Consider the following 18,119-nt stretch of genomic DNA (forward strand, 5'->3'; position numbering starts at 1 on the left):
AGGCGCGCGTCGCCGGCGGCTGATCTGCTCACAAACTGATCGAAATAATGCCGTTTTTTTCAGCGGCCCGGGACTGGCAGAGGATCATACTGTCCTTTCGTTGAGCGCGGGAGAGGACGAAATCGCGGTGCTCTACTGCCCCGGCACGCACTCCGCAGCGGCAGACGCCGCACAGACCGTCGCTGCATTTGAGATCCACGGGCACACCGTTTTCGATAAGCACATCAGCAGCAGTTTTATCAGCGGGGACCTCCAGAATACGCCCGTCCAGGAGCTCCAGCCGGAAAGCGTGGTTCTCAAATTCGGGCACTTCAGGGACGGCGAAATACTCAAGATGCACCGCCCCCTCCGGAAACCCGGCAGCGCAGGCGGCGTCGGTCACGGCGGCCATGTATGCATCCGGCCCACAGGTATAAATGTGCTGCCCGGACATGTGCGCGCCGATGATCGCAGCAGGATCCGCGCGCGTTCCCTCGTCTGATACGAAGAGGCGCGTTCGGTCCGCCCATGGGACGCGGGACAAATAATCAATGAATGCGCCCGACGCCCTGTCCGGCACCGAGTAATTCAGCGTGAAAGGCTTTTGCGCGCGGTGCAGCGCATGCGCCATGGCAACCATCGGCGTGACCCCGATCCCACCACCGAACAGAAGATGCTCTTTCCCCTCCGCGATCACTGGAAAGTGGTTGATCGGGCGGGAGACAAACACCCGCCGGCCCGGTGTGAATATCCGGTGCAGCAGTGCGGAACCGCCGCGCCCGGCGTCTTCACGCAACACCGCGATTTCATAGCGTGACCGGTCTGCGGGGTCACCACACATCGAATACTGGCGCAGTTTGTCAGGCGACACCACGACATCCAGATGCGCGCCGGCCTCCCATTCTGGCAGATCCGCGCCGTCCGGGTCCTCGAAAATACAGCGCAGGACGCGATCCGACAGGGCCTCGACCGCGGTGAGTGTCAGGTGCAGCACGGGACTGTCGGTATCATTGCTATAGCGGTGATCCCAGGGGCCGGTTTCGCCCGCAGCGCGCCGTTGCCGGTAGGTCCTCGCCGGAATCATCTGCCCGTAGGCATCTATTCCGGCCTCCCGGTCCATCGGGAAGGGATAAGGCCAGGGGTGCGGCGCCAGGGGTGCGGGGTAAACGGCCAGCGTCTGGTCTTCGTATTTCAGATCGAGCCCGGGTTGCAGCGCCCGCGCGTTCACCGGATTGCGGGTGGGCTGGTAGCTGCCGTTATCGGTCAGCTCGATGTCCCACCACCATTTTTTGACCGGATTAAGGCCGCCGCGCCCCAGCCTGTCATCGAGTTTCGCGAGCACCGGTGCCGCACCTGGCAGGTTCATCGCGGCCCAGCGGAAGGGCTTTTCGGCAAAGAGGCCCTCAAGGTTCCAGGGGCAGGTCTTCATGCAGCGCCCGCACATCGCCCCACCGGGCGTAGTGATCCGGTAGGTCGCGCATTTCTGGCTGTCAGATTTCCAGATTTCGTAACCGTTGAACATCAGTTTCGGCCCGGCGGTGATCGCGCCCGAAGGGCATTCCCGCGCGCATTTGTTGCAGCTTTCGCAAAACCGCTGCAGGCCGAAATCGATGGGTTTATCGTGAGTGACCGGCATATCGGTGGTCACCACGCCCGATTTCAGGCGCGGCCCGAGAAAGGGGTTCAGGATGACCTCGCCGATGCGGCTGACCTCGCCCAGACCTGAGAGGAGCAGCAGAGGGGGTTGCAGCACTTCTCCGTCCATAACCGTGTGCGCTTTGGCGCTGTAGCCCAGGTTGCGGATATGCTGCGCGATGACCCCGCCCAGCAGCGAAAACCGCAGATAGGCGCGCATGGACTGTGCCACGCTGATCCAGTCGTCGCCGCTTGCCCCCTCCATCGTCTCATAGCCCTGATCGACGATCATGCTGATCGCCTGATCATGGGGCGGCTCGATCACCGCACCGGTGGCGTCATGACTGTACCAGGTCCAGTCGGGGCAGCCGCTGATGCCAACAGCGTCGATGCCGAGATAGTAACAGGCAGCTTTGATGTTTTCTGCGTTCCGGAGGGCATCGGTCAGGGGCGGCGCTGCCGCCTCAGGGCCGTCCTGCAACAGCACAAAAGCACCAAGCATGCGGCGCTGCGCCATCGACGGGGCGGCTTTGCGCGCGTAGTGCCCGCCGGCGGCTGCCTCCTGACTGGTTTTGCCCATATCTCCGAACTGCGCGCGGGCGAACATGTCTGTACGTTTGGGCACCCTCGCGACGCGTGCCGCGTCGATATAGGTCGTGGGGTCCTCAACCCGTTTCAGGGTCTCAAAGGGATGCGGGCCGTCGACGAAATCGCGCCGGGCAAAGGGGTCGCGGTTGCGCGACGAGGTGCCGATGCCAAAACCCGTCGCCCATGCCAGCCGGTCCCGGAGCGATGGCACCTGCTCCGCCATCGGTGCGAGTGGTGCGTCTTCGTCCAGCGGCATTGTCGTTGTTACTGCGGCGACACCGAAACGCTCCCCGATCAGCGGGTTGACCAGAACGTCTCCTTCGACGACCGCCAGCCCGGCAGCCACCGTCGCCTGATTGAGATCGATATCGGTGCTGGTGAGGGTATGCGCTTTGGCGTCCCAGCCCAGCAGCCGGATGTAATTGGCAATCACCACCGCTGTCTCGGAGGCCCGCAGACAGGCGCTGTGATGCCCCGCGTCACGGATCCAGTCCGTGCCCCGCTCACCAGGACGCAGCTCGCGCGGCATTTCATAAAGGTAAACGATCACCCGGGTGTGATCGGTGATGGTGGCGGGCGGGGCCTGCATGCTGTCGCGCAGATCCGCCATGATAATGTCGATGCCGGAGGCAAGGGTCTTAGTCTGCCGCGTTCTGAGGTCTTCGGCGAGCCGGTCAATATCCGCGTTGCGCCGCGGCTGACCGAGCATGGCAGAGTCGGGCAGAGGCCCGATACCCACCATCGAAGCGTCGTTGAAATAACCGAATGATTTGAGATGCCGTGCCCGCTCGCCGGTATCTTTCGGACATCCCGCGCGGGCGCTGTTGACCATGCCGTCGCGAATCGCATCCATCGTCGCCTGATAATCTGCCATTGCATTGACGATCGATGCGGGCTCTTGCGGTCTGCGAAACGTAATCTCTCGCATCGGCGGCACGGTGGCATAATCGGGCGCCGGCCCGCGCACCAGCCGTTCCAGCGGATAGGGACCCAGATGGGGCGCCCGGTCAGCACTGGAGAATAACCTCCCCGACATCAGCTCAGCTTCCTGCTCCCGACCCCCGGCATTTCCGCGCTGCTGAGGGTCTCTTCATGAACCTCAGACTGTGGCAAAACCGGCCCGGAATAACAATCCGTCCCTCGCTGGTGTGACGCGCCGGCAGGGTCCGCGCGGAACCATACGCGCTCAGGCGTCTGCCAGAATCAGATCTGACGCCTTTTCACCGATCATGATCGCCGGCGCATTTGTATTGCCCGACACGATCTCTGGCATGATCGAACAATCAGCAACACGCAGGCCTTTGATGCCATGCACCCGCAACCTGTCATCGACAACCGCGTCGGCATCGCTGCCCATTTTGCAGGTGCCCGTGGGGTGATAAATCGATGCCGTGTTGTTGCGGGCCCAGTCGAGCGTGGCGTCGTAGTCGTTGATATCAAGGCTTGCGTGGGGCCGGTATTCCTCGGAGATTTTGGAGGTCAGCGGCGCGTGACGTGCGATGGTCCGCGCAATATTGACCCCAGCCACAATCGTCCGGCAATCCGTTTCGGTTGAAAGATAATTCGGGATGATCTTCGGGTATTCCCTTGGCCCGGACGAACTCAGGCGGATCTCGCCTTTGCTTTCCGGGCGCAGCTGGCACACGGACATCGTAAAGGCCGAGAATTTGTCGGCGCCCTTGCCCGGGTTCTCCGCCGAGAGCGGCTGTACATGAAACTGAATGTCCGGCGTTTCCAGATCATCCCGGGATTTCAGAAACCCGGTGGCAAGGCTCGCAGCCATCGTCATGGGCCCCGCACGGAACATCAGATACTTCAGCCCGATCTTAGCCTGGCCCATCATTGTCGAGACTTCGTCGTTCAGGGTCGGCTCATTGCATTTATAAACCAGCCGCGCCTGCAGGTGGTCCTGCATGTTCTTGCCCACGCCGCGAAGGTCTTTTTTGACCTCAATCCCATGCTCAGCAAGCTGTTCCGCCTCGCCGACGCCGGACAACATCAGCAGTTGCGGCGAGTTGATGGCTCCTCCGCACAAAACGATCTCCCTGCGCGCGGTAATGGTGACCTGCCGCCCGCCGCGATCCCGGTATGTCACGCCTGTGGCGTGGTTATCGGTTATGTCGATTTTATCGACCTGGGCATGCGTGATGATCTGCAGGTTGGGCCGTTTGCGCGCCGGGTTGAGATAGGCCACCGCGGAGCTGCACCGCCGGCCATTGCGCGAGGTCAGCTGGAAAAAGCCCACCCCTTCCTGATCGGCGCCGTTGTAATCGGGGTTGAACGGATAGCCCGCGGCCTGCGCGGCTGCCACCCAGGCATCGGTAATCGGACGCTGAATGCGCATGTTTGAGACCGAAAGCGGGCCCTGATCGCCGTGGAACTCATCGGCGCCGCGTTCGTTGTTTTCGGCACGGCGGAAAAGCGGCAGGACTTCGTCCCAGCCCCAGCCACGGTTGCCCATCTGCTGCCAGCGGTCGTAATCCTGCGGCTGTCCGCGAACATAGAGCAGCCCGTTAAGCGAAGAAGACCCGCCCAGCACCTTGCCGCGCGGCCATTCGATAGAGCGCCCGTTCAGCCCCGGATCAGGCTCGGTTTTATAGCACCAGTCGACAGACGGGTTGTGAATTGTCTTGAAGTAACCGACCGGAATATGGATCCAGGGATTGAGATCGCGACCGCCTGCCTCCAGCAGAATGACGCTGTTTGAGCTGTCCGCGCTGAGGCGGTTTGCCAGCACACATCCGGCCGAGCCGGCCCCGATTACGATAAAATCCGCTTCCACGACGGCTCCCCCTATGTAGTATGAAAAAAACTCTAGGCAAAAACTTAAAGTCATACTAGTGTTTTTGGGACAAAATGTCTCAATAATACACGTTCAGGGAGGAACGCATGAAAACATCAAACAATATTAATGGCATATCGCGCCGCGACCTTTTCAGGGTTGCCGGGCGTTATGGCCTGAGCTCCACGCTCCTCGCAGCGGGTACATTCGGCGGTGCAATGAGTGTTGCAAACCTCGCAAAAGCTGCTGAATCCACTTACGAGAAGCGTTTTTCGAAAGAAGCCAAACATACTCTGAAATTTGGTGCATCCGGCTTTAACGCTCGCAACCTTCTGATCGAACGTGCCGGCGCTCTGGAATTTGCACGTGACCTCGAAAGCCGTACCGACGGCGAGATTCGCGTCGAATTCATCGGTGACAACCAGATCTGCGGCCAGACTTCCTGTGTCGAGAAAACCCAGCAGGGCATCGTCGACATCTACGCGGCCTCCACCCAGAACTCGGCCGGTGGCGCCCCTTATCTGAACGTTCTCGACTATGCGTATATGTTCCGTAACCGAGCGGACCAGTACCACTTCCTTTATTCTCCGGCATCCATGGCGCTGCTGCGCGAGCCCTATGAAAAACGCCACGGCCTGAAGTTCCTTTTCAGCCACGCGGAACTCCGCGGCATCCAGCTGGGTCTGAACTTTGCTGATAAGCCGACGGTGACCTCCATCGACGAGCTCGCAGGCACGAAGAACCGTGTCACAGGTACACAGCTTGGCCGGATCGCTATGGAAGCACTCAACCTGAACCCGGTTCCGGTTGCCTGGGAAGAAACCCTCGATGGCCTCAAACAGGGCCTGATTGATGGAGCGGAAACTTGGGCCTCTGCGGTTGCCTATGCGAACATGGCACCGGTTGTGTCGCAGTCTGTTCACCTGAACTTCTTCTGCGGAACCGAGCATACGGCAATGTCAGCGTCCGTCTTTGACGGTCTCGGCGGCGATCTGCAGGATGCTGTGATGGAATCGTCCTATCTGGCACAGGTCCATGTTCAGGCGGCGAACGAGGTTGCACTTATCAACACCGTTGGTCAGTCCGATCCGCAGCTTCCGAACACAATCTTTGCTCAGAACGACGTGCGCAACGCGTTCCTGTCTGAGGCTGAGATCAAGAAAGCGGAAGAGATGTGCTCACCCGAGTACCAGCCTCAGCTCTGGGAGCAGTGGCGTGAGCGGCTTAACGGCTGGTCCGGTGGCCTCGATACATACCAGGACATCTACAACGAAGTTCGTACGATCCCTGGTGACACGCTGCCTGAGAACGTTGAACCCCGCCGGTGGTGGAAAGCCTGATACAGGCTTAACCTGAAATGAGAACGGGTCGACCTGAAGAGGAGTTCGGGTCGGCCCTGTTTATCTCAAAGTCCCGTTTCAAAGCAGCGGGATTCTTAAAAAGAGGGGGAGGTCAGTATGTCGGTATTTGCTGAAGTCGCGGCCATTGTTTCTGCTATTTTCTCGGGCAGCGCCTGGGAAATGAGCAGCGCATTCGACGCCGGTGGTATGTGGGTGTTCTGTTTCGTGTTCACGCTCGTCGGGGGATATCTGGCACATCTGTTTTATCAGTATGTGCCCTTTGCGGAAAAGCACCTCGAACGCGGGTTGTCCGTCACGATGTACCTGATAATTGCGGGTATCATCTGCTGGGGTGTAATCGACAGGTTTGTTTTTTCAAGCCAGTGGTCGGGATCGACAACAATCCCTCCTTTCCTCTTTATGGTTATGGCGTGGTTCGCGTGTTCCTATAATGTCAAACTGCGGACGCATCTGAGCTTCAGTGAATTCCGGGCAAAAATGCCGCCGGCAGGCCAGCTCGCCACACTGACGCTGGACGCGGCCCTCTGGCTCGGTTTCTGCTGGATTGCAATCACAACATCACTGCGCTTCACCGCGCTCTCCGCTGACAACTTCCAGCTGGTCGACGGTGTCGATGACGTCATGAAGTGGTGGTTCTACCTCACCGTTCCGGTTGCATTCACCCTGATGGCCGGTCGTGTGATCGGCAACTGGCTGGAAGACTGGAGTAACTACCGTTCCGGCGACCAGATCATTCAACAAGCAGTTATCGGGGGCGATGTATAATGTCTGACGGATCCTGGATTACACTTATTTCGATCGCCGTGACCATGCTGTTCATGCTCGGCACACCGGTTCTGCTGGTTATCTTTTACTGGGTGATCGGGTGCAGCTTTGTCATCGATCTGCCTCTCTCCAATACCGGCAACGAGCTGATCAACGTCTTCAGTAAAGGCTTTGCGCTGCTGGCCATGCCGCTTTTCATCCTGACAGGGGATCTGATCAACCAGTCAGGTATTGCCCGGCGATTGTCCAATTTTGCCTATTCCTGTCTGGGGTGGCTGCGCGGCGGACTGGCGATGGCATCCATCGCGGCCTGCGGTCTTTTCGCGGCGATCTCCGGATCGAACTCGGCCACGACAGCAACCATCGGTTCAATGCTGCACCCTGAGATGGTCAAAGGTAACTATGATGAACGGTTTTCCGCGGCGACGGCTGCTGCGGGCGGTACGGTCGGGATTATCATTCCGCCGTCGATCATCTTCATCGTTTACGGCTTCCTGATGAACCTGCCGATTTCAGAGCTGTTCATCGCGGGTATCGTGCCCGGCACGCTGATGGTCATCGCCATGATGACGGTGGCTTTCATCGTCTGCACCATCAACGGCTGGGGCATCCTGATCGGACTGTCTTTTCAGCGCGTCCTCAAAACCGCTTTCGGGGCCTGGCTCGGTTTCTTTGCCATCGGCCTCGTGCTCTGGGGCATCTACACCGGTAAGTTCTCTCCCACTGAGGCTGCGGGTATCACTGTCGGGTTCTGTGTGTTCGTCGGACTGCTCTGCTATCCGCTGAACAAGCTCATGGGCAGCGCCGCGGATGTACCGGTCGAGGAAAAGAGCTTTATGTCGATGTTTGTTGTCGAAGGCTTCACCCTGCCAAGCGTACCCAGCATTGTATCGCGCTCCGCACAGATCACCGGCATTCTGGTGCCGCTGATTGCGGTATCTGTCGCGATGCAGCAGGTTCTGTCGTCACTGGGAGCGAAAGAATATATCGGTGATTTTGTCACCGGTATGGGCGGCTACTATGCGGTGCTCTTTACCGCCATGGCCATCGTGTTCGTCACTGGTATGATCCTTGAATCGCTGCCCGTTACGATCATTCTGGCCCCCATTCTGGCGCCGATCGCGGTGTCGGTCGGTGTGGATCCGATCCACTTTGCGGTGGTCTTCCTCGTGGGTGCATCCATCGGCTTTATCACACCGCCGTATGGTCTGAACCTTTACGTCGCGTCGGGCGTGACGGGGGTGCCTTACTTCCGGTTGCTCAAGTATTCTACAATGTACCTGGTCGCGCTTATGGCCACCTGGATTCTTGTGGCACTGACACCTGATCTGGCGCTTATGCTGCTGCCTGAAAGATAAGGTAGATAACCATGGCAAACGACCTCACTTCATCAGACAAGCAAACCCAGATTCCAACGAACCTGAGACTGCTGATCCTGTTGGAGGAGGTCGTTAAAGCCGGCGTGCCCGTCACGCCTTCGGTCATAAAAGACGAAATCAATCTGCCGAAACCCACTCTGCACCGGCTCTTCAACACCGCCGAGGCAGAGGGGTTTCTGCAGCGCGACATTGACGGACGCTCCTACAGCCCCGGACCCCGATTGCGCCAGATCGCGGTTCACACGATCTCTTCACAGCGTGTCCGGTCATTGCGGCTCATTATTCTGCGCAGCGTTGCGGCGGAGATCGGTGAGACCTGCAATATCGCCATGCCCGACCGGGAGGGGATGACTTATCTCGACCGGGTCGAGACACACTGGCCGCTGCGCATTCAGCTGCCTGTCGGGACACAGGTCCCGTTTCACTGTACGGCCAGCGGCAAGATGTTCCTGTCGTCCCTGCGCCCGGCCTATTTCAACCACTATCTGGAGAGCGCCGTTCTGGAGCCACACGGGCCCGGTACGATCACAGACAAGGCGGCGCTGCGGGACGAAATCGAAATGACCCGAAAACGCGGGTACTCGACAGATAACCAGGAGTTTATGGAAGACATGGCAGCGGTCGCGGTGCCGATCGTGGACGGCCAGAAACGCCTGATGACCACGCTGTCGGTACACGCGCCGATCCAGCGCCACTCTCTCGAAGGCCTGATCGACCATGTCGATGTCCTCAAGGCAGGCGCGGAAAAGCTTTCCGAACAGATCCGGTCCTGACCTGAAACGTTGTCTGCAACGCGCAGGTAGTCGTTTCTGATCTGCATCTCTCTTCGCTGTTTTCCCCGGCAGCCAGCTGAGCAGATAAACTGAGCAATCGCGGATTGGCTCAGGTGTCAGCAGCGGGCAGGTACCGCACCGGCGGACAAAGACTGACCGGGCACATCCTCAGCTTCCAGCCGTTCGCAGCGCATGAGTTGAGTCCGTGCTGCATCATCTGACGAAAGCCGGGCATGCAGGCGTTGACTTCCCGCACGCAACACACAGACTGCACGCAGAAATGAGGACGCGGCAATGAAGAAAGAGAAAAAGCGAAACAAAGAGGCCGTGCGCCGACGCTTTCTGAAACGCATGCCCAAGGGGGGCCTCGTCGTAGAAATCGGCGTATGGCGCGGGGACTTCTCCGGCACGCTCCTTGAGTTTATTGAACCGGATTGTCTCGTGCTCATCGACCCCTGGGAGCACATCGTCGAAGACAGCCACAGTGAAGCCCTGGCCGCCCGGGCCGGCGCAGAGAAGATGGACCGCATTCACAAGCGGGTCTCCAAAGCCTTTGCCAAAGAGATCAAAGCCGGAACGGTACGGATCGTGCGCGATTACTCGGTGCCTGCCCTCACGGAATTTGAAGATGAAAGCATCTCGTTTGCCTATGTCGACGGTGATCATTCCTACGAAGGTGTGCGTGCGGATCTGGAAGCCCTTTTCCCCAAAATGAAGCCGGGTGGTCTTATCGGTTTCGACGATTATCATCGTCGCGGCTGGTGGGGAGACGGCGTGCTGGCTGCGGTTCACGAGTTCATCGGCAGCCGTCCCAGAAACCTGCGTGTGCGCGCGGTAGAGGGCGCGCAGATCGCCATCGAAAAAATACCGCCAATGCCTGATGTCAGTGAAGGCTGACGACGGCCGCCTGAGCCGTCGCTGCGGCGTCGGATGTCTGTGATGAAGTGGCAGAGGAGCCAGGAGGTACTCGTGCGACGGATGCATCCCGGGTTGTCCCCCGGCAGCGGCGTTGCAAGCATCACAAACCGGACGCCCGTCGATAATTGCGGACAGGTTCCGGGATCTTATGGTGCGATGCCGGAATGCGTTCTGGCCGTATTCACGGTCGACTTCCGCCAGGCGGTCAGTCCCAACCGTGATCAATATCCTCCGTGGTAGTCGGATGATCTGAACCATCGCCCGGATATCCGGTGCCAGTAAATCAGTCAGAGATCTGAACAGCCTTTTCCCCGGTCAGAGGCGCGCGCTGAAAGCCGGCTGGGACCGGGCCTTTGCAGATGGCGTTTCATACATAGCCGGGAGAAGCCTGACGCCCGTAAAAAACAGTTGCGCGACTCAATCGCTTGCCCTAATGCGCATTCAACAGATCAAGCTGTACCGGGAGAAGACGGGCAACCGTCGCCGAAGGAGCAACCGCCCCGGAAACTCTCAGGTCCAAGGACCGGTACAGCTTAAACACTCCGGAAAGCGGCCCCTCGCATTGGGGTCCACCGTAGGAGAAAGCCCGGGTTCCGGGTGAAACTCTCAGGTTCCATGCACGGAGGGGGCAAGCGGCTCAAAGCCGCGCGTGCAAGGAGAAATGCTATGACTTCAGTTGCTGTAATCGGCGCCGGCGTGACCGGTCTGACCACTGCTTATGAGCTGCTCGACCGCGGCTATGACGTCACTGTTTACGACCGCCACCGCTATGCGGCGATGGAGACCAGCTTTGCCAACGGAGGGCAGCTTTCTGCCTCCAATGCCGAAGTCTGGACACAGTGGGGCACCATCATCAAGGGCCTGAAATGGATGCTGCACGCGGATGCACCGCTTCTGGTGAACCCGGCACCGACCCTGCACAAAATGCGATGGATGGCCGAGTTCCTCTCCAATATCCCGAACTACAAACGCAACACTGTCGAAACTGTCCGCATGGCGATTGCCGCGCGCGGCGTTCTTTTCGACATGGCTGACCGCGAAGGTATCGATTTCGACCTTGAGCGCCGTGGCATCCTGCATTTCTACAGCAACGAAAAAGACATGGCGCATGCGCGCAAAGTGAACACGCTGCTGGCCGAAGGTGGTCTGGAGCGGCGCGAGCTTAAGGGCGGTGAGCTGCGCGATGTGGAACCCGCGCTGCAGGGTGATTTCGTCGGCGGTTTTCTGACAGAGTCAGACAGCTCCGGCGATATCCACAAATTCACCATGGGCCTTGCGCGTGCCTGCGCGCGCCGCGGTGCGACGCTCCGTTTTGGTGCCAGAGTTGAGCATCTGAGTGCAGAAGACGGAATTGTCCGCGTCACCGAAGCTGGTCGCGATGAGACCTATGACGCCATCGTCGTCAGTGCGGGCATTGAAAGCCGCGAGTTCGCCCGTCAGCTCGGCGACCGGGTTAACATCTATCCGGTCAAAGGTTATTCGGTCACCGTCTCGCTCGATGATGCCGAGAGCCGCGCCGCTGCCCCCTGGATCAGCCTTCTGGATGACCGGGCGAAAATCGTGGCGAGCCGCTTTGGCGAAAACCGCTTCCGCATCGCGGGTACTGCAGAATTCAACGGTGCCAACCGCGACATTCGTGCCGATCGGATCAAACCGCTGACCGACTGGTGCGAACGGTACTTCCCGGGTGTCTCCACCGAGACCGTCACCCCCTGGGCCGGTCTGCGCCCCATGATGCCGTCGATGCTGCCCCGCGTGGGACGCGGCCGCGCGCCCGGTGTGTTCTACAACACTGGCCACGGTCACCTCGGCTGGACACTGTCTGCTGCCACAGCCCGTATCGTCGCAGGCTCGGTTGCCGAAAGCCTCAGGGCCGACGCACATGTCGTGTCGCGCCCCGGAAAGGCCGTCGCAGTCTGATCAGGCTTCCGGCGCCCGTTTCATCATGTGCGCCGGGCACAGGCCGCCCGTCAGGAGCCCGTTGTTTTCAGAATACGGCGGTGCTTTTCACATTCCGCTCTGAGCGCGCCAAAGGTGTTTAACCCACGCGCCTCCAGCACGGGCAGCAATGCGCAGAAGGCCCGGGCCGTCGCCTCTGCATCACCGAGGGCTGTGTGCCGGAGTTCAGGCGCGATTGTGATGTTGAGCCGGTCGCAGAGCGCATCAAGCGTATGCTCTTCTGCCCCGCCAAAGACGATTGCGGAGAGGTGCACCGTGTCCAGCACCGGATGGTCGAACACACAGCCTGAGGCGGGTTCCGCGCGTTTGAGAAAGGCGACATCAAAGGGTGCGTTATGCGCAATGATGACGGCCCCGGCACAGAACCCGTGAAAACTGCGGCAGATGTCTGAGAAAGGCGGCGCGGCGCGCACCATAGCATCACTGACGCCATGCACTTTCGTTGAGGCGGCAGGTATGGGACGGCCCGGATTTACCAGTGCATCAAAGACTTCACCTGCAACAATCCGCCCGTTGATGATCCGAACAGCGGCCAGTTGAACGACCTCATCCTTCTGCGGATCGAGGCCGGTCGTTTCACTGTCAAAGACCACCCATGCGAGATCCCTCAGCGGCGCGTCCGCAAGGCTGTCACAACGGCTTTTACCAAGCAGATCAAAATCATAGACAAGGGGACGCGCGGCATCGGGCGAAAGCGGCTCGAGCATCAGCGTATAGCCCCCCGTCCTGCCGAAGCGGCGGATATGGCCGGTATAGACAGCGCCCGACCGCCCTGTGAGGGTCACGTCTATTCTGCCGGCGCCTGCCTCTGCAAGGCGCCCATGGGCGGCGCGCACGCCACCCTCGTCGAGGTAATCAAACACCGATCCGTTCAGCAATGCGGGATGTTCGCGGGCCATCAGATCAGCCGCCTGACCATCATAAAGCACGATCTGGTGGTCCTGACCCGCAAGGATCACAGCTACAGGAATATCAGAAAGGATCTGTAAAAGCTGTTCGCGCTGTCCTTCCAGTTGCGCAGTTGCTTCGTTGATGCGGGTCCCTGTCTCTGCTGAGGCTTCCGCAAAGCGCTCACAGGCCGAGGCCACCGCGGGCGCCAGGTCGCCCAGATACTGTCCGGCATCGCGTTTTTTCAGTGTGGCGCCGCCCGCATCTGTTCCGGCCCGGAGCGCCCCGGAGAGTGCATCGACAGGTTTGCTGACGTTCTCATCGAAAAGCAGCCAGATGCCGGCGGCAATCATGGGCAGTCCGAAGCCGCAGACCACCGCAGCGGTCATAAACCCCGAAAGGGCCGAAGGCTGCGCCAGCTGGCGATACCCCAGCCAGAGACCGGCCCATGCGGTGGCCACCCCTGCTGCAGCCAGCAGAGCAAAGAACAGAAACACTCGCAGACGCAGGCCCGCCTGTTGCATTTCAGACCTCCTGACAGACCGCCTGCAGGACCGGGTCACCGGAACCCAGAGCGATCCACTGCGCGGAAATGACCTCCCCGTCGGCACCGAACTCAGCGCCATCTGCAAGATCTGCGCGCCGCATTCCGGCACAGTCAAAGAGTACAGGCACCGTTGCCGTGCGGGCCCAGCGGCCGTAAATAACCAGATCCGCGATATACTGATCAGGTTGCTGCGGGTGGCTGCGCATGCGTGCGCGGTCCACGGCGACAAAGCGGCTGACATAGGGTCTGACATAGGTCCAGGGGCGGTAGAAAACCTTCTCCTCGACGGGCTGTGCCACGACAAGGCCCCGTGGCATGGTAGCGGTTGTACGGGCGAACCAGCCGTATTCGCTGGAAATCGTGGCAATCAGCATCGCAAGGCCGGCAGCAACCGGCATGAGCCATTTCGGCAGACGGCCCCCGGTGAACCGGTTGACGGCCCAGACCAGCAGAGCCATGACGGCCCCGGCCACCAGTGTTCCGATCAGCTCAAAAATCATCCTGTACTCCCTCCCCTCGTGAGCCTGCCGGCCTCAGCCGAGCAACCCCCTGCCCTGCATCAGCGCAGACTGCATGGTTTTGACGACCACAAATGCGTCCCGCAAGTGGCTGCGGTCGAAATCCGACAGCCCGGCGGGCGGCAGATAGTTGTCCGGCGCGTGGCCGTCACGGATCTGCCTTGCCTGATGCTCCAGCCGCATCTGCGCAATCAGGTCATAGGCGTCGATGAGATCGCGCCCGCCCCGCGCGCTGACGATCCCGGCGGCCAGCGCCGCCTTGAGTCGGGCGCGGGTGTTCACCTGTGCGATCTGACCCTGCAGCGCATACATCCGGCCCAGATCGACGACCGGCACAACCCCGTTATGTTTGGTGTCGATTGTCTTGCGGTGCTCGCCAGAGGAAATCACGGCGATGCCGCGCAACAGTCCGAGCGGTGTTGCATGCGTGAGTGCGTTGCCGGCCATATGCGCGGTAAAGATCGAATTGCCGGAAGCCGCTTTCAGCACGTCTTTCTGCAGACCCTCAAAAAGGGCCGCGTCGCCGCCGACGGGCCGCAGATCAAACATCACCGAGGCCAGCATCTGTGCTTCTTTACCGGGTTGTGCGATCCAGCCGCGGAAGTATTCACGCCAGACCGCCAGCGGCTGGCGCCAGCGCGGGTTGGTGGCCATCATATCGCCCGGGCAGTAAACGTATCCGCAGGCGTTTAGCCCGTCACTGACAAAAGCCGCGAAGTCGCGGAACCATGGATGATCCGCGATGCCCGGCACGTCTTCGAGTATGAGGCAGTTATCCTGATCAGAAACACCCGTCTGTTCGCGCCGGCCCTGCGAGCCGCAGGCGAGCCAGAGCCATCCGGCGGGTGCGGGACCAAGCTTTTCCTGCGCCAGTGTCAGCAGGCGACGGGTGACCACGTCGCTCACATCCGTGATAAGCCGGGTGATGGTGTCATGCCGCTGGCCTGTGGCGATGAGATGTGCGAGAAGTGCGGGAATGCGCGCGGTCACCTGCGCCAGCGCATCCACATTGGTCGCCCGCGCGGCGTCGCCGACAAGGCCCGCCGACGTCGTCGCCTGAAAGCGCGTAAGATCTGTCTGGGTGACAATCCCTGCGAGCCGGTCGCCATCGACCACCGGCAGATGGCCCAGCCGGTGCTCCACCATCATATGCAGCACGTCCGACCCAATGGCTGAGGGCGGCAGGGTGCGGGGCGCTTTGGTCATCACCGTGTCAACGGTCGTATCATCGGAAAGGCCTGCGGCGAGCGCGCGGGCCACCAGATCGCGCAGGGTCAGGATGCCGGTCAGCCGGTCATCGCCCAGCACGCAGAGGCACGAAATCCGCTGGTCGCGCATCAGCTCAGCGGCTGCGCGGATCGTGGTGTCAGGCGCGCAGGTCACCGGATCACGGATCATCAGCGCATCGACGCGCACCTGTGCAAGCCCGGGCGGTTGCAGCCCGCCATCGGACGCGGACCGGGAGCGGTCAAAGAAGGCACGGAAGGCCGGCTGCGAGGTGCGCAGGCTTTCAAAACAGGCGACCGGCAGACAGATCAGCGTTGAGGCCCCGGTCGCAGTGGCTGTTGTCGCCGCGAGGCCGTCGCGCAGCAGGCCGCGCTCGCCAAAGGTATTGCCGGCGTGCAGTTCCGAGACCAGACTGCCGGCCGGATCAGTGACTTCGACCCCGCCGGAGAGAATAAAATAAAGACCATCAAGCGGCGCGCCCGCGGTGTAGATGGTCTGACCCTTTTCCGCGGTGAGGCGGGTAAGCTCGGGGCGCAGCGCATCAAGGACATCCGCGGGCAGTGCATCCCATGGATGCCGGCCCGCCAGATATGTCAGCTCATCTTCGCGCATAGCAGCCTCCGGGTATGATGATACCTGCCCCGGAAATGCCGGGACAGGTTGGTGTTCAGGGGCCGGACACAAAGCGCCCGGCCGCCGCGCAGATCAGTGATCGACAGCCCCGCCGGCACCCGCAGGCACCCGCACGCTTTCGACGAGATCCTTGATCTCCTGCGGGGTGTCTTTGGTCGCAAGCGACACACCGTAGGCAACCGCGAAGTTGATCACCGCACCTACCGCACCGATCGCAGTGGACTGGATGCCAAAGAGCGATCCGTCAACTGTGTCCGGGAAGGAGTTGGTGCCCGCGATGAAGAGCCAGCCTTTGTGCAGGAAGATGTAGATCAGCGTGAAGCCGAGACCTGCCAGCATGCCGGAGACCGCGCCCACGTTGTTCACCCGCTTGGAGAAGATGCCCATCATCAGCGCCGGGAAGATCGAAGCCGCCGCAAGGCCAAAGGCCAGCGCCACAGTCTGTGCCGCGAACCCAGGAGGATTGAGACCCAGAATGGTGGCCACACCGATGGCAACCGCCATGGCGATCCGCGCCGACATCAGCTCGGCTTTCTCCGACATATCTGGTGTCAGCTGACCTTTGAGCAGATCGTGGCTGACCGCCGAGGAGATCGCCAGCAGCAGACCCGCCGCCGTGGAGAGCGCCGCGGCAAGGCCGCCCGCCGCCACAAGCCCGATCACCCAGCCCGGAAGGCTCGCGATCTCGGGGTTGGCCAGCACGAGGATATCACGGTTGAAGTTCGTGAGTTCATTGCCTTCCCAGCCGTTGGCCGCAGCCTTTTCGGCCATGGCGTCGGAATTGTCGTTATAGTACTGAATCCGACCGTCGCCGTTCTTGTCTTCCCAGTCGAGAAGACCGGTTTTCTGCCATGTTGCCATCCAGTCATAGCGCGCGTCGCTTTCGATCTGCTCAACCGATACCGCTTCACCGTTTGTGCCGTTGGGCCACATAAGTTCCGTGATGTTGAGCCGCGCCATCGCACCAACCGCAGGGGCCGTGAGATAAAGCAGTGCGATGAAGACCAGCGCCCAGCCGGCGGACCAGCGTGCATCAGAGACCTTGGGCACAGTGAAAAAGCGCATGATCACATGGGGCAGACCCGCAGTACCGATCATCAGCGAGAGCGTAAAGAGCACCATGTTGAGGTTGTCTTTATGAGCCTCTGTATAGCTGGCAAAGCCAAGATCGGTCACGATCTGGTCGAGCTTGGTCAGCAGATACACGGAGCCTTCGCCGCCCGTGGCCGTCGTCTCAGAGAAGAGACCCAGCGCCGGAATTGGCGTTCCGGTAAGCTGCAGCGAAATGAACACGGCCGGTATGGTATAGGCCATGATCAGCACAACGTATTGTGCCACCTGCGTATAGGTCACGCCCTTCATGCCGCCGAAAACCGCATAAGCGAACACCACACAGGCACCGATCAGCAGACCGGAGGTATTGGAGATCTCCAGGAACCGCCCGAACGCCACGCCAACGCCCGTCATCTGACCAATCACATACGTCGTGGACGCAACGATAAGACAGACGACCGCAACGAGCCGTGCAGTCGGGGAGTAAAACCGGTCGCCGATGAATTCGGAGACGGTGAATTTGCCGAACTTGCGCAGGTAGGGCGCCAGCAGCAGGGCAAGCAGCACATAGCCACCGGTCCATCCCATCAGGAAGGATGAGTTGTCATAGCCGGTGAAGGCGATAAGACCCGCCATCGAGATGAAGGAGGCCGCAGACATCCAGTCAGCCGCCGTGGCCATGCCGTTGGTGACGGGGTGAACACCCCGGCCCGCGGCATAGAATTCCGATGTGGAGCCCGCGCGGGCCCAGATCGCGATGCCGATGTAGAGCGCGAAAGATGCGCCGACAAACAGCAGGTTCAGTGTAAACTGGTCCATTGGGTCAGTCCTCCTCTACGCCGTATTCACGGTCGAGCTTGTTCATCCGCCAGGCGTAGAAAAAGATCAGCGCCAGAAAGACGAGAATGGATCCCTGCTGGGCGAACCAGAACCCGAGATCGGTACCGCCGACGCTGATGCCTGACAGCATCGGGCGCAGCAGGATGCCAAAGCCAAAGGACACAAGGGCCCAGATGATGAGGCTGATGACGATGATGCGGATGTTTGCGGTCCAGTACCCGCTCGCGTCCTCCGCAGCTTTTGTGCCGGTCTGAACTGTCCGGTCTGACATTTT

At 60.4% G+C, this 18,119-nt stretch carries 13 protein-coding genes and 1 riboswitch; of the genes, 6 read left to right on the forward strand and 7 right to left on the reverse strand.

Annotation, left to right across the window (positions count from 1 at the left end; translation table 11 throughout):
* Positions 1 to 28 precede the first annotated feature (28 nt).
* Positions 29 to 3,238: a reductive dehalogenase gene (locus G3256_RS15780; RefSeq protein WP_169641737.1), complete on the reverse strand. Its 3,210-nt coding sequence runs from the start codon at positions 3,236 to 3,238 to the stop codon at positions 29 to 31.
* A gap of 150 nt (positions 3,239 to 3,388) precedes the next feature.
* Complete coding sequence (locus tag G3256_RS15785; RefSeq protein ID WP_217626492.1) at positions 3,389 to 4,984, reverse strand: GMC family oxidoreductase; 1,596 nt, start codon at positions 4,982 to 4,984, stop codon at positions 3,389 to 3,391.
* Between the two features lie 107 nt (positions 4,985 to 5,091).
* Between G3256_RS15785 and G3256_RS15790 the strand changes: the two genes are divergently transcribed.
* From G3256_RS15790 to G3256_RS15815, 6 genes are all read left to right on the forward strand, one after another.
* Positions 5,092 to 6,324, forward strand: a complete 1,233-nt coding sequence (locus tag G3256_RS15790; protein ID WP_169641739.1) for a TRAP transporter substrate-binding protein — start codon at positions 5,092 to 5,094, stop codon at positions 6,322 to 6,324.
* Positions 6,325 to 6,441: 117 nt separating this feature from the next.
* Positions 6,442 to 7,110 carry a TRAP transporter small permease gene (locus G3256_RS15795; RefSeq protein WP_169641740.1) on the forward strand — a complete coding sequence of 223 codons (669 nt, stop codon included), beginning with the start codon at positions 6,442 to 6,444 and terminating at the stop codon, positions 7,108 to 7,110.
* Positions 7,110 to 8,468, forward strand: a complete 1,359-nt coding sequence (locus tag G3256_RS15800) for a TRAP transporter large permease (RefSeq protein WP_169641741.1) — start codon at positions 7,110 to 7,112, stop codon at positions 8,466 to 8,468. Before G3256_RS15795 ends, G3256_RS15800 begins: the two co-directional genes overlap by 1 nt.
* A gap of 11 nt (positions 8,469 to 8,479) precedes the next feature.
* Entirely contained in the window at positions 8,480 to 9,262 is a 783-nt protein-coding gene (locus tag G3256_RS15805) for an IclR family transcriptional regulator (protein ID WP_169641742.1), read from the forward strand.
* A gap of 294 nt (positions 9,263 to 9,556) precedes the next feature.
* Positions 9,557 to 10,159: a class I SAM-dependent methyltransferase gene (locus tag G3256_RS15810; RefSeq protein ID WP_169641743.1), complete on the forward strand. Its 603-nt coding sequence runs from the start codon at positions 9,557 to 9,559 to the stop codon at positions 10,157 to 10,159.
* 471 nt (positions 10,160 to 10,630) lie between these two features.
* A riboswitch (glycine riboswitch) is annotated at positions 10,631 to 10,716 on the forward strand.
* Between the two features lie 130 nt (positions 10,717 to 10,846).
* A complete protein-coding gene (locus G3256_RS15815; RefSeq protein ID WP_169641744.1) occupies positions 10,847 to 12,100 on the forward strand; it encodes a D-amino acid dehydrogenase in 1,254 nt (417 codons plus the stop codon).
* Between the two features lie 50 nt (positions 12,101 to 12,150).
* On the opposite strand, the gene G3256_RS15820 is transcribed toward G3256_RS15815, so the two are convergent.
* The 5 genes from G3256_RS15820 to G3256_RS15840 all read right to left on the reverse strand — a co-directional run bounded on the left by G3256_RS15820 (position 12,151) and on the right by G3256_RS15840 (position 18,116).
* Positions 12,151 to 13,551: a 3'-5' exonuclease gene (locus G3256_RS15820; RefSeq protein WP_169641745.1), complete on the reverse strand. Its 1,401-nt coding sequence runs from the start codon at positions 13,549 to 13,551 to the stop codon at positions 12,151 to 12,153.
* 1 nt (position 13,552) lies between these two features.
* Positions 13,553 to 14,074 (reverse strand): hypothetical protein, encoded by a 522-nt coding sequence (locus G3256_RS15825; RefSeq protein WP_169641746.1) that lies wholly within the window; start codon positions 14,072 to 14,074, stop codon positions 13,553 to 13,555.
* Positions 14,075 to 14,107: 33 nt separating this feature from the next.
* Positions 14,108 to 15,931 carry a DUF294 nucleotidyltransferase-like domain-containing protein gene (locus G3256_RS15830; protein WP_169641747.1) on the reverse strand — a complete coding sequence of 608 codons (1,824 nt, stop codon included), beginning with the start codon at positions 15,929 to 15,931 and terminating at the stop codon, positions 14,108 to 14,110.
* Positions 15,932 to 16,024: 93 nt separating this feature from the next.
* Positions 16,025 to 17,824 (reverse strand): sodium:solute symporter family protein, encoded by a 1,800-nt coding sequence (locus G3256_RS15835; RefSeq protein ID WP_169641748.1) that lies wholly within the window; start codon positions 17,822 to 17,824, stop codon positions 16,025 to 16,027.
* Between the two features lie 4 nt (positions 17,825 to 17,828).
* Positions 17,829 to 18,116, reverse strand: a complete 288-nt coding sequence (locus G3256_RS15840; protein WP_169641749.1) for a DUF4212 domain-containing protein — start codon at positions 18,114 to 18,116, stop codon at positions 17,829 to 17,831.
* Positions 18,117 to 18,119 lie beyond the last annotated feature (3 nt).

The organism is Roseobacter ponti (genome assembly GCF_012932215.1).
In the GTDB taxonomy this organism is placed as follows: Bacteria; Pseudomonadota; Alphaproteobacteria; order Rhodobacterales; family Rhodobacteraceae; genus Roseobacter; species Roseobacter ponti.

Coding starts and splice junctions, on each gene's coding strand:
- G3256_RS15800 (WP_169641741.1), top strand. CDS start 7,110: ATGTCTGACGGATCCTGGATTACACTTATTTCGATCGCCGTGACCATG.
- G3256_RS15805 (WP_169641742.1), top strand. CDS start 8,480: ATGGCAAACGACCTCACTTCATCAGACAAGCAAACCCAGATTCCAACG.
- G3256_RS15795 (WP_169641740.1), top strand. CDS start 6,442: ATGTCGGTATTTGCTGAAGTCGCGGCCATTGTTTCTGCTATTTTCTCG.
- G3256_RS15815 (WP_169641744.1), top strand. CDS start 10,847: ATGACTTCAGTTGCTGTAATCGGCGCCGGCGTGACCGGTCTGACCACT.
- G3256_RS15820 (WP_169641745.1), bottom strand. CDS start 13,551: ATGCAACAGGCGGGCCTGCGTCTGCGAGTGTTTCTGTTCTTTGCTCTG.
- G3256_RS15835 (WP_169641748.1), bottom strand. CDS start 17,824: ATGGACCAGTTTACACTGAACCTGCTGTTTGTCGGCGCATCTTTCGCG.
- G3256_RS15780 (WP_169641737.1), bottom strand. CDS start 3,238: ATGTCGGGGAGGTTATTCTCCAGTGCTGACCGGGCGCCCCATCTGGGT.
- G3256_RS15825 (WP_169641746.1), bottom strand. CDS start 14,074: ATGATTTTTGAGCTGATCGGAACACTGGTGGCCGGGGCCGTCATGGCT.
- G3256_RS15830 (WP_169641747.1), bottom strand. CDS start 15,931: ATGCGCGAAGATGAGCTGACATATCTGGCGGGCCGGCATCCATGGGAT.
- G3256_RS15840 (WP_169641749.1), bottom strand. CDS start 18,116: ATGTCAGACCGGACAGTTCAGACCGGCACAAAAGCTGCGGAGGACGCG.
- G3256_RS15810 (WP_169641743.1), top strand. CDS start 9,557: ATGAAGAAAGAGAAAAAGCGAAACAAAGAGGCCGTGCGCCGACGCTTT.
- G3256_RS15790 (WP_169641739.1), top strand. CDS start 5,092: ATGAAAACATCAAACAATATTAATGGCATATCGCGCCGCGACCTTTTC.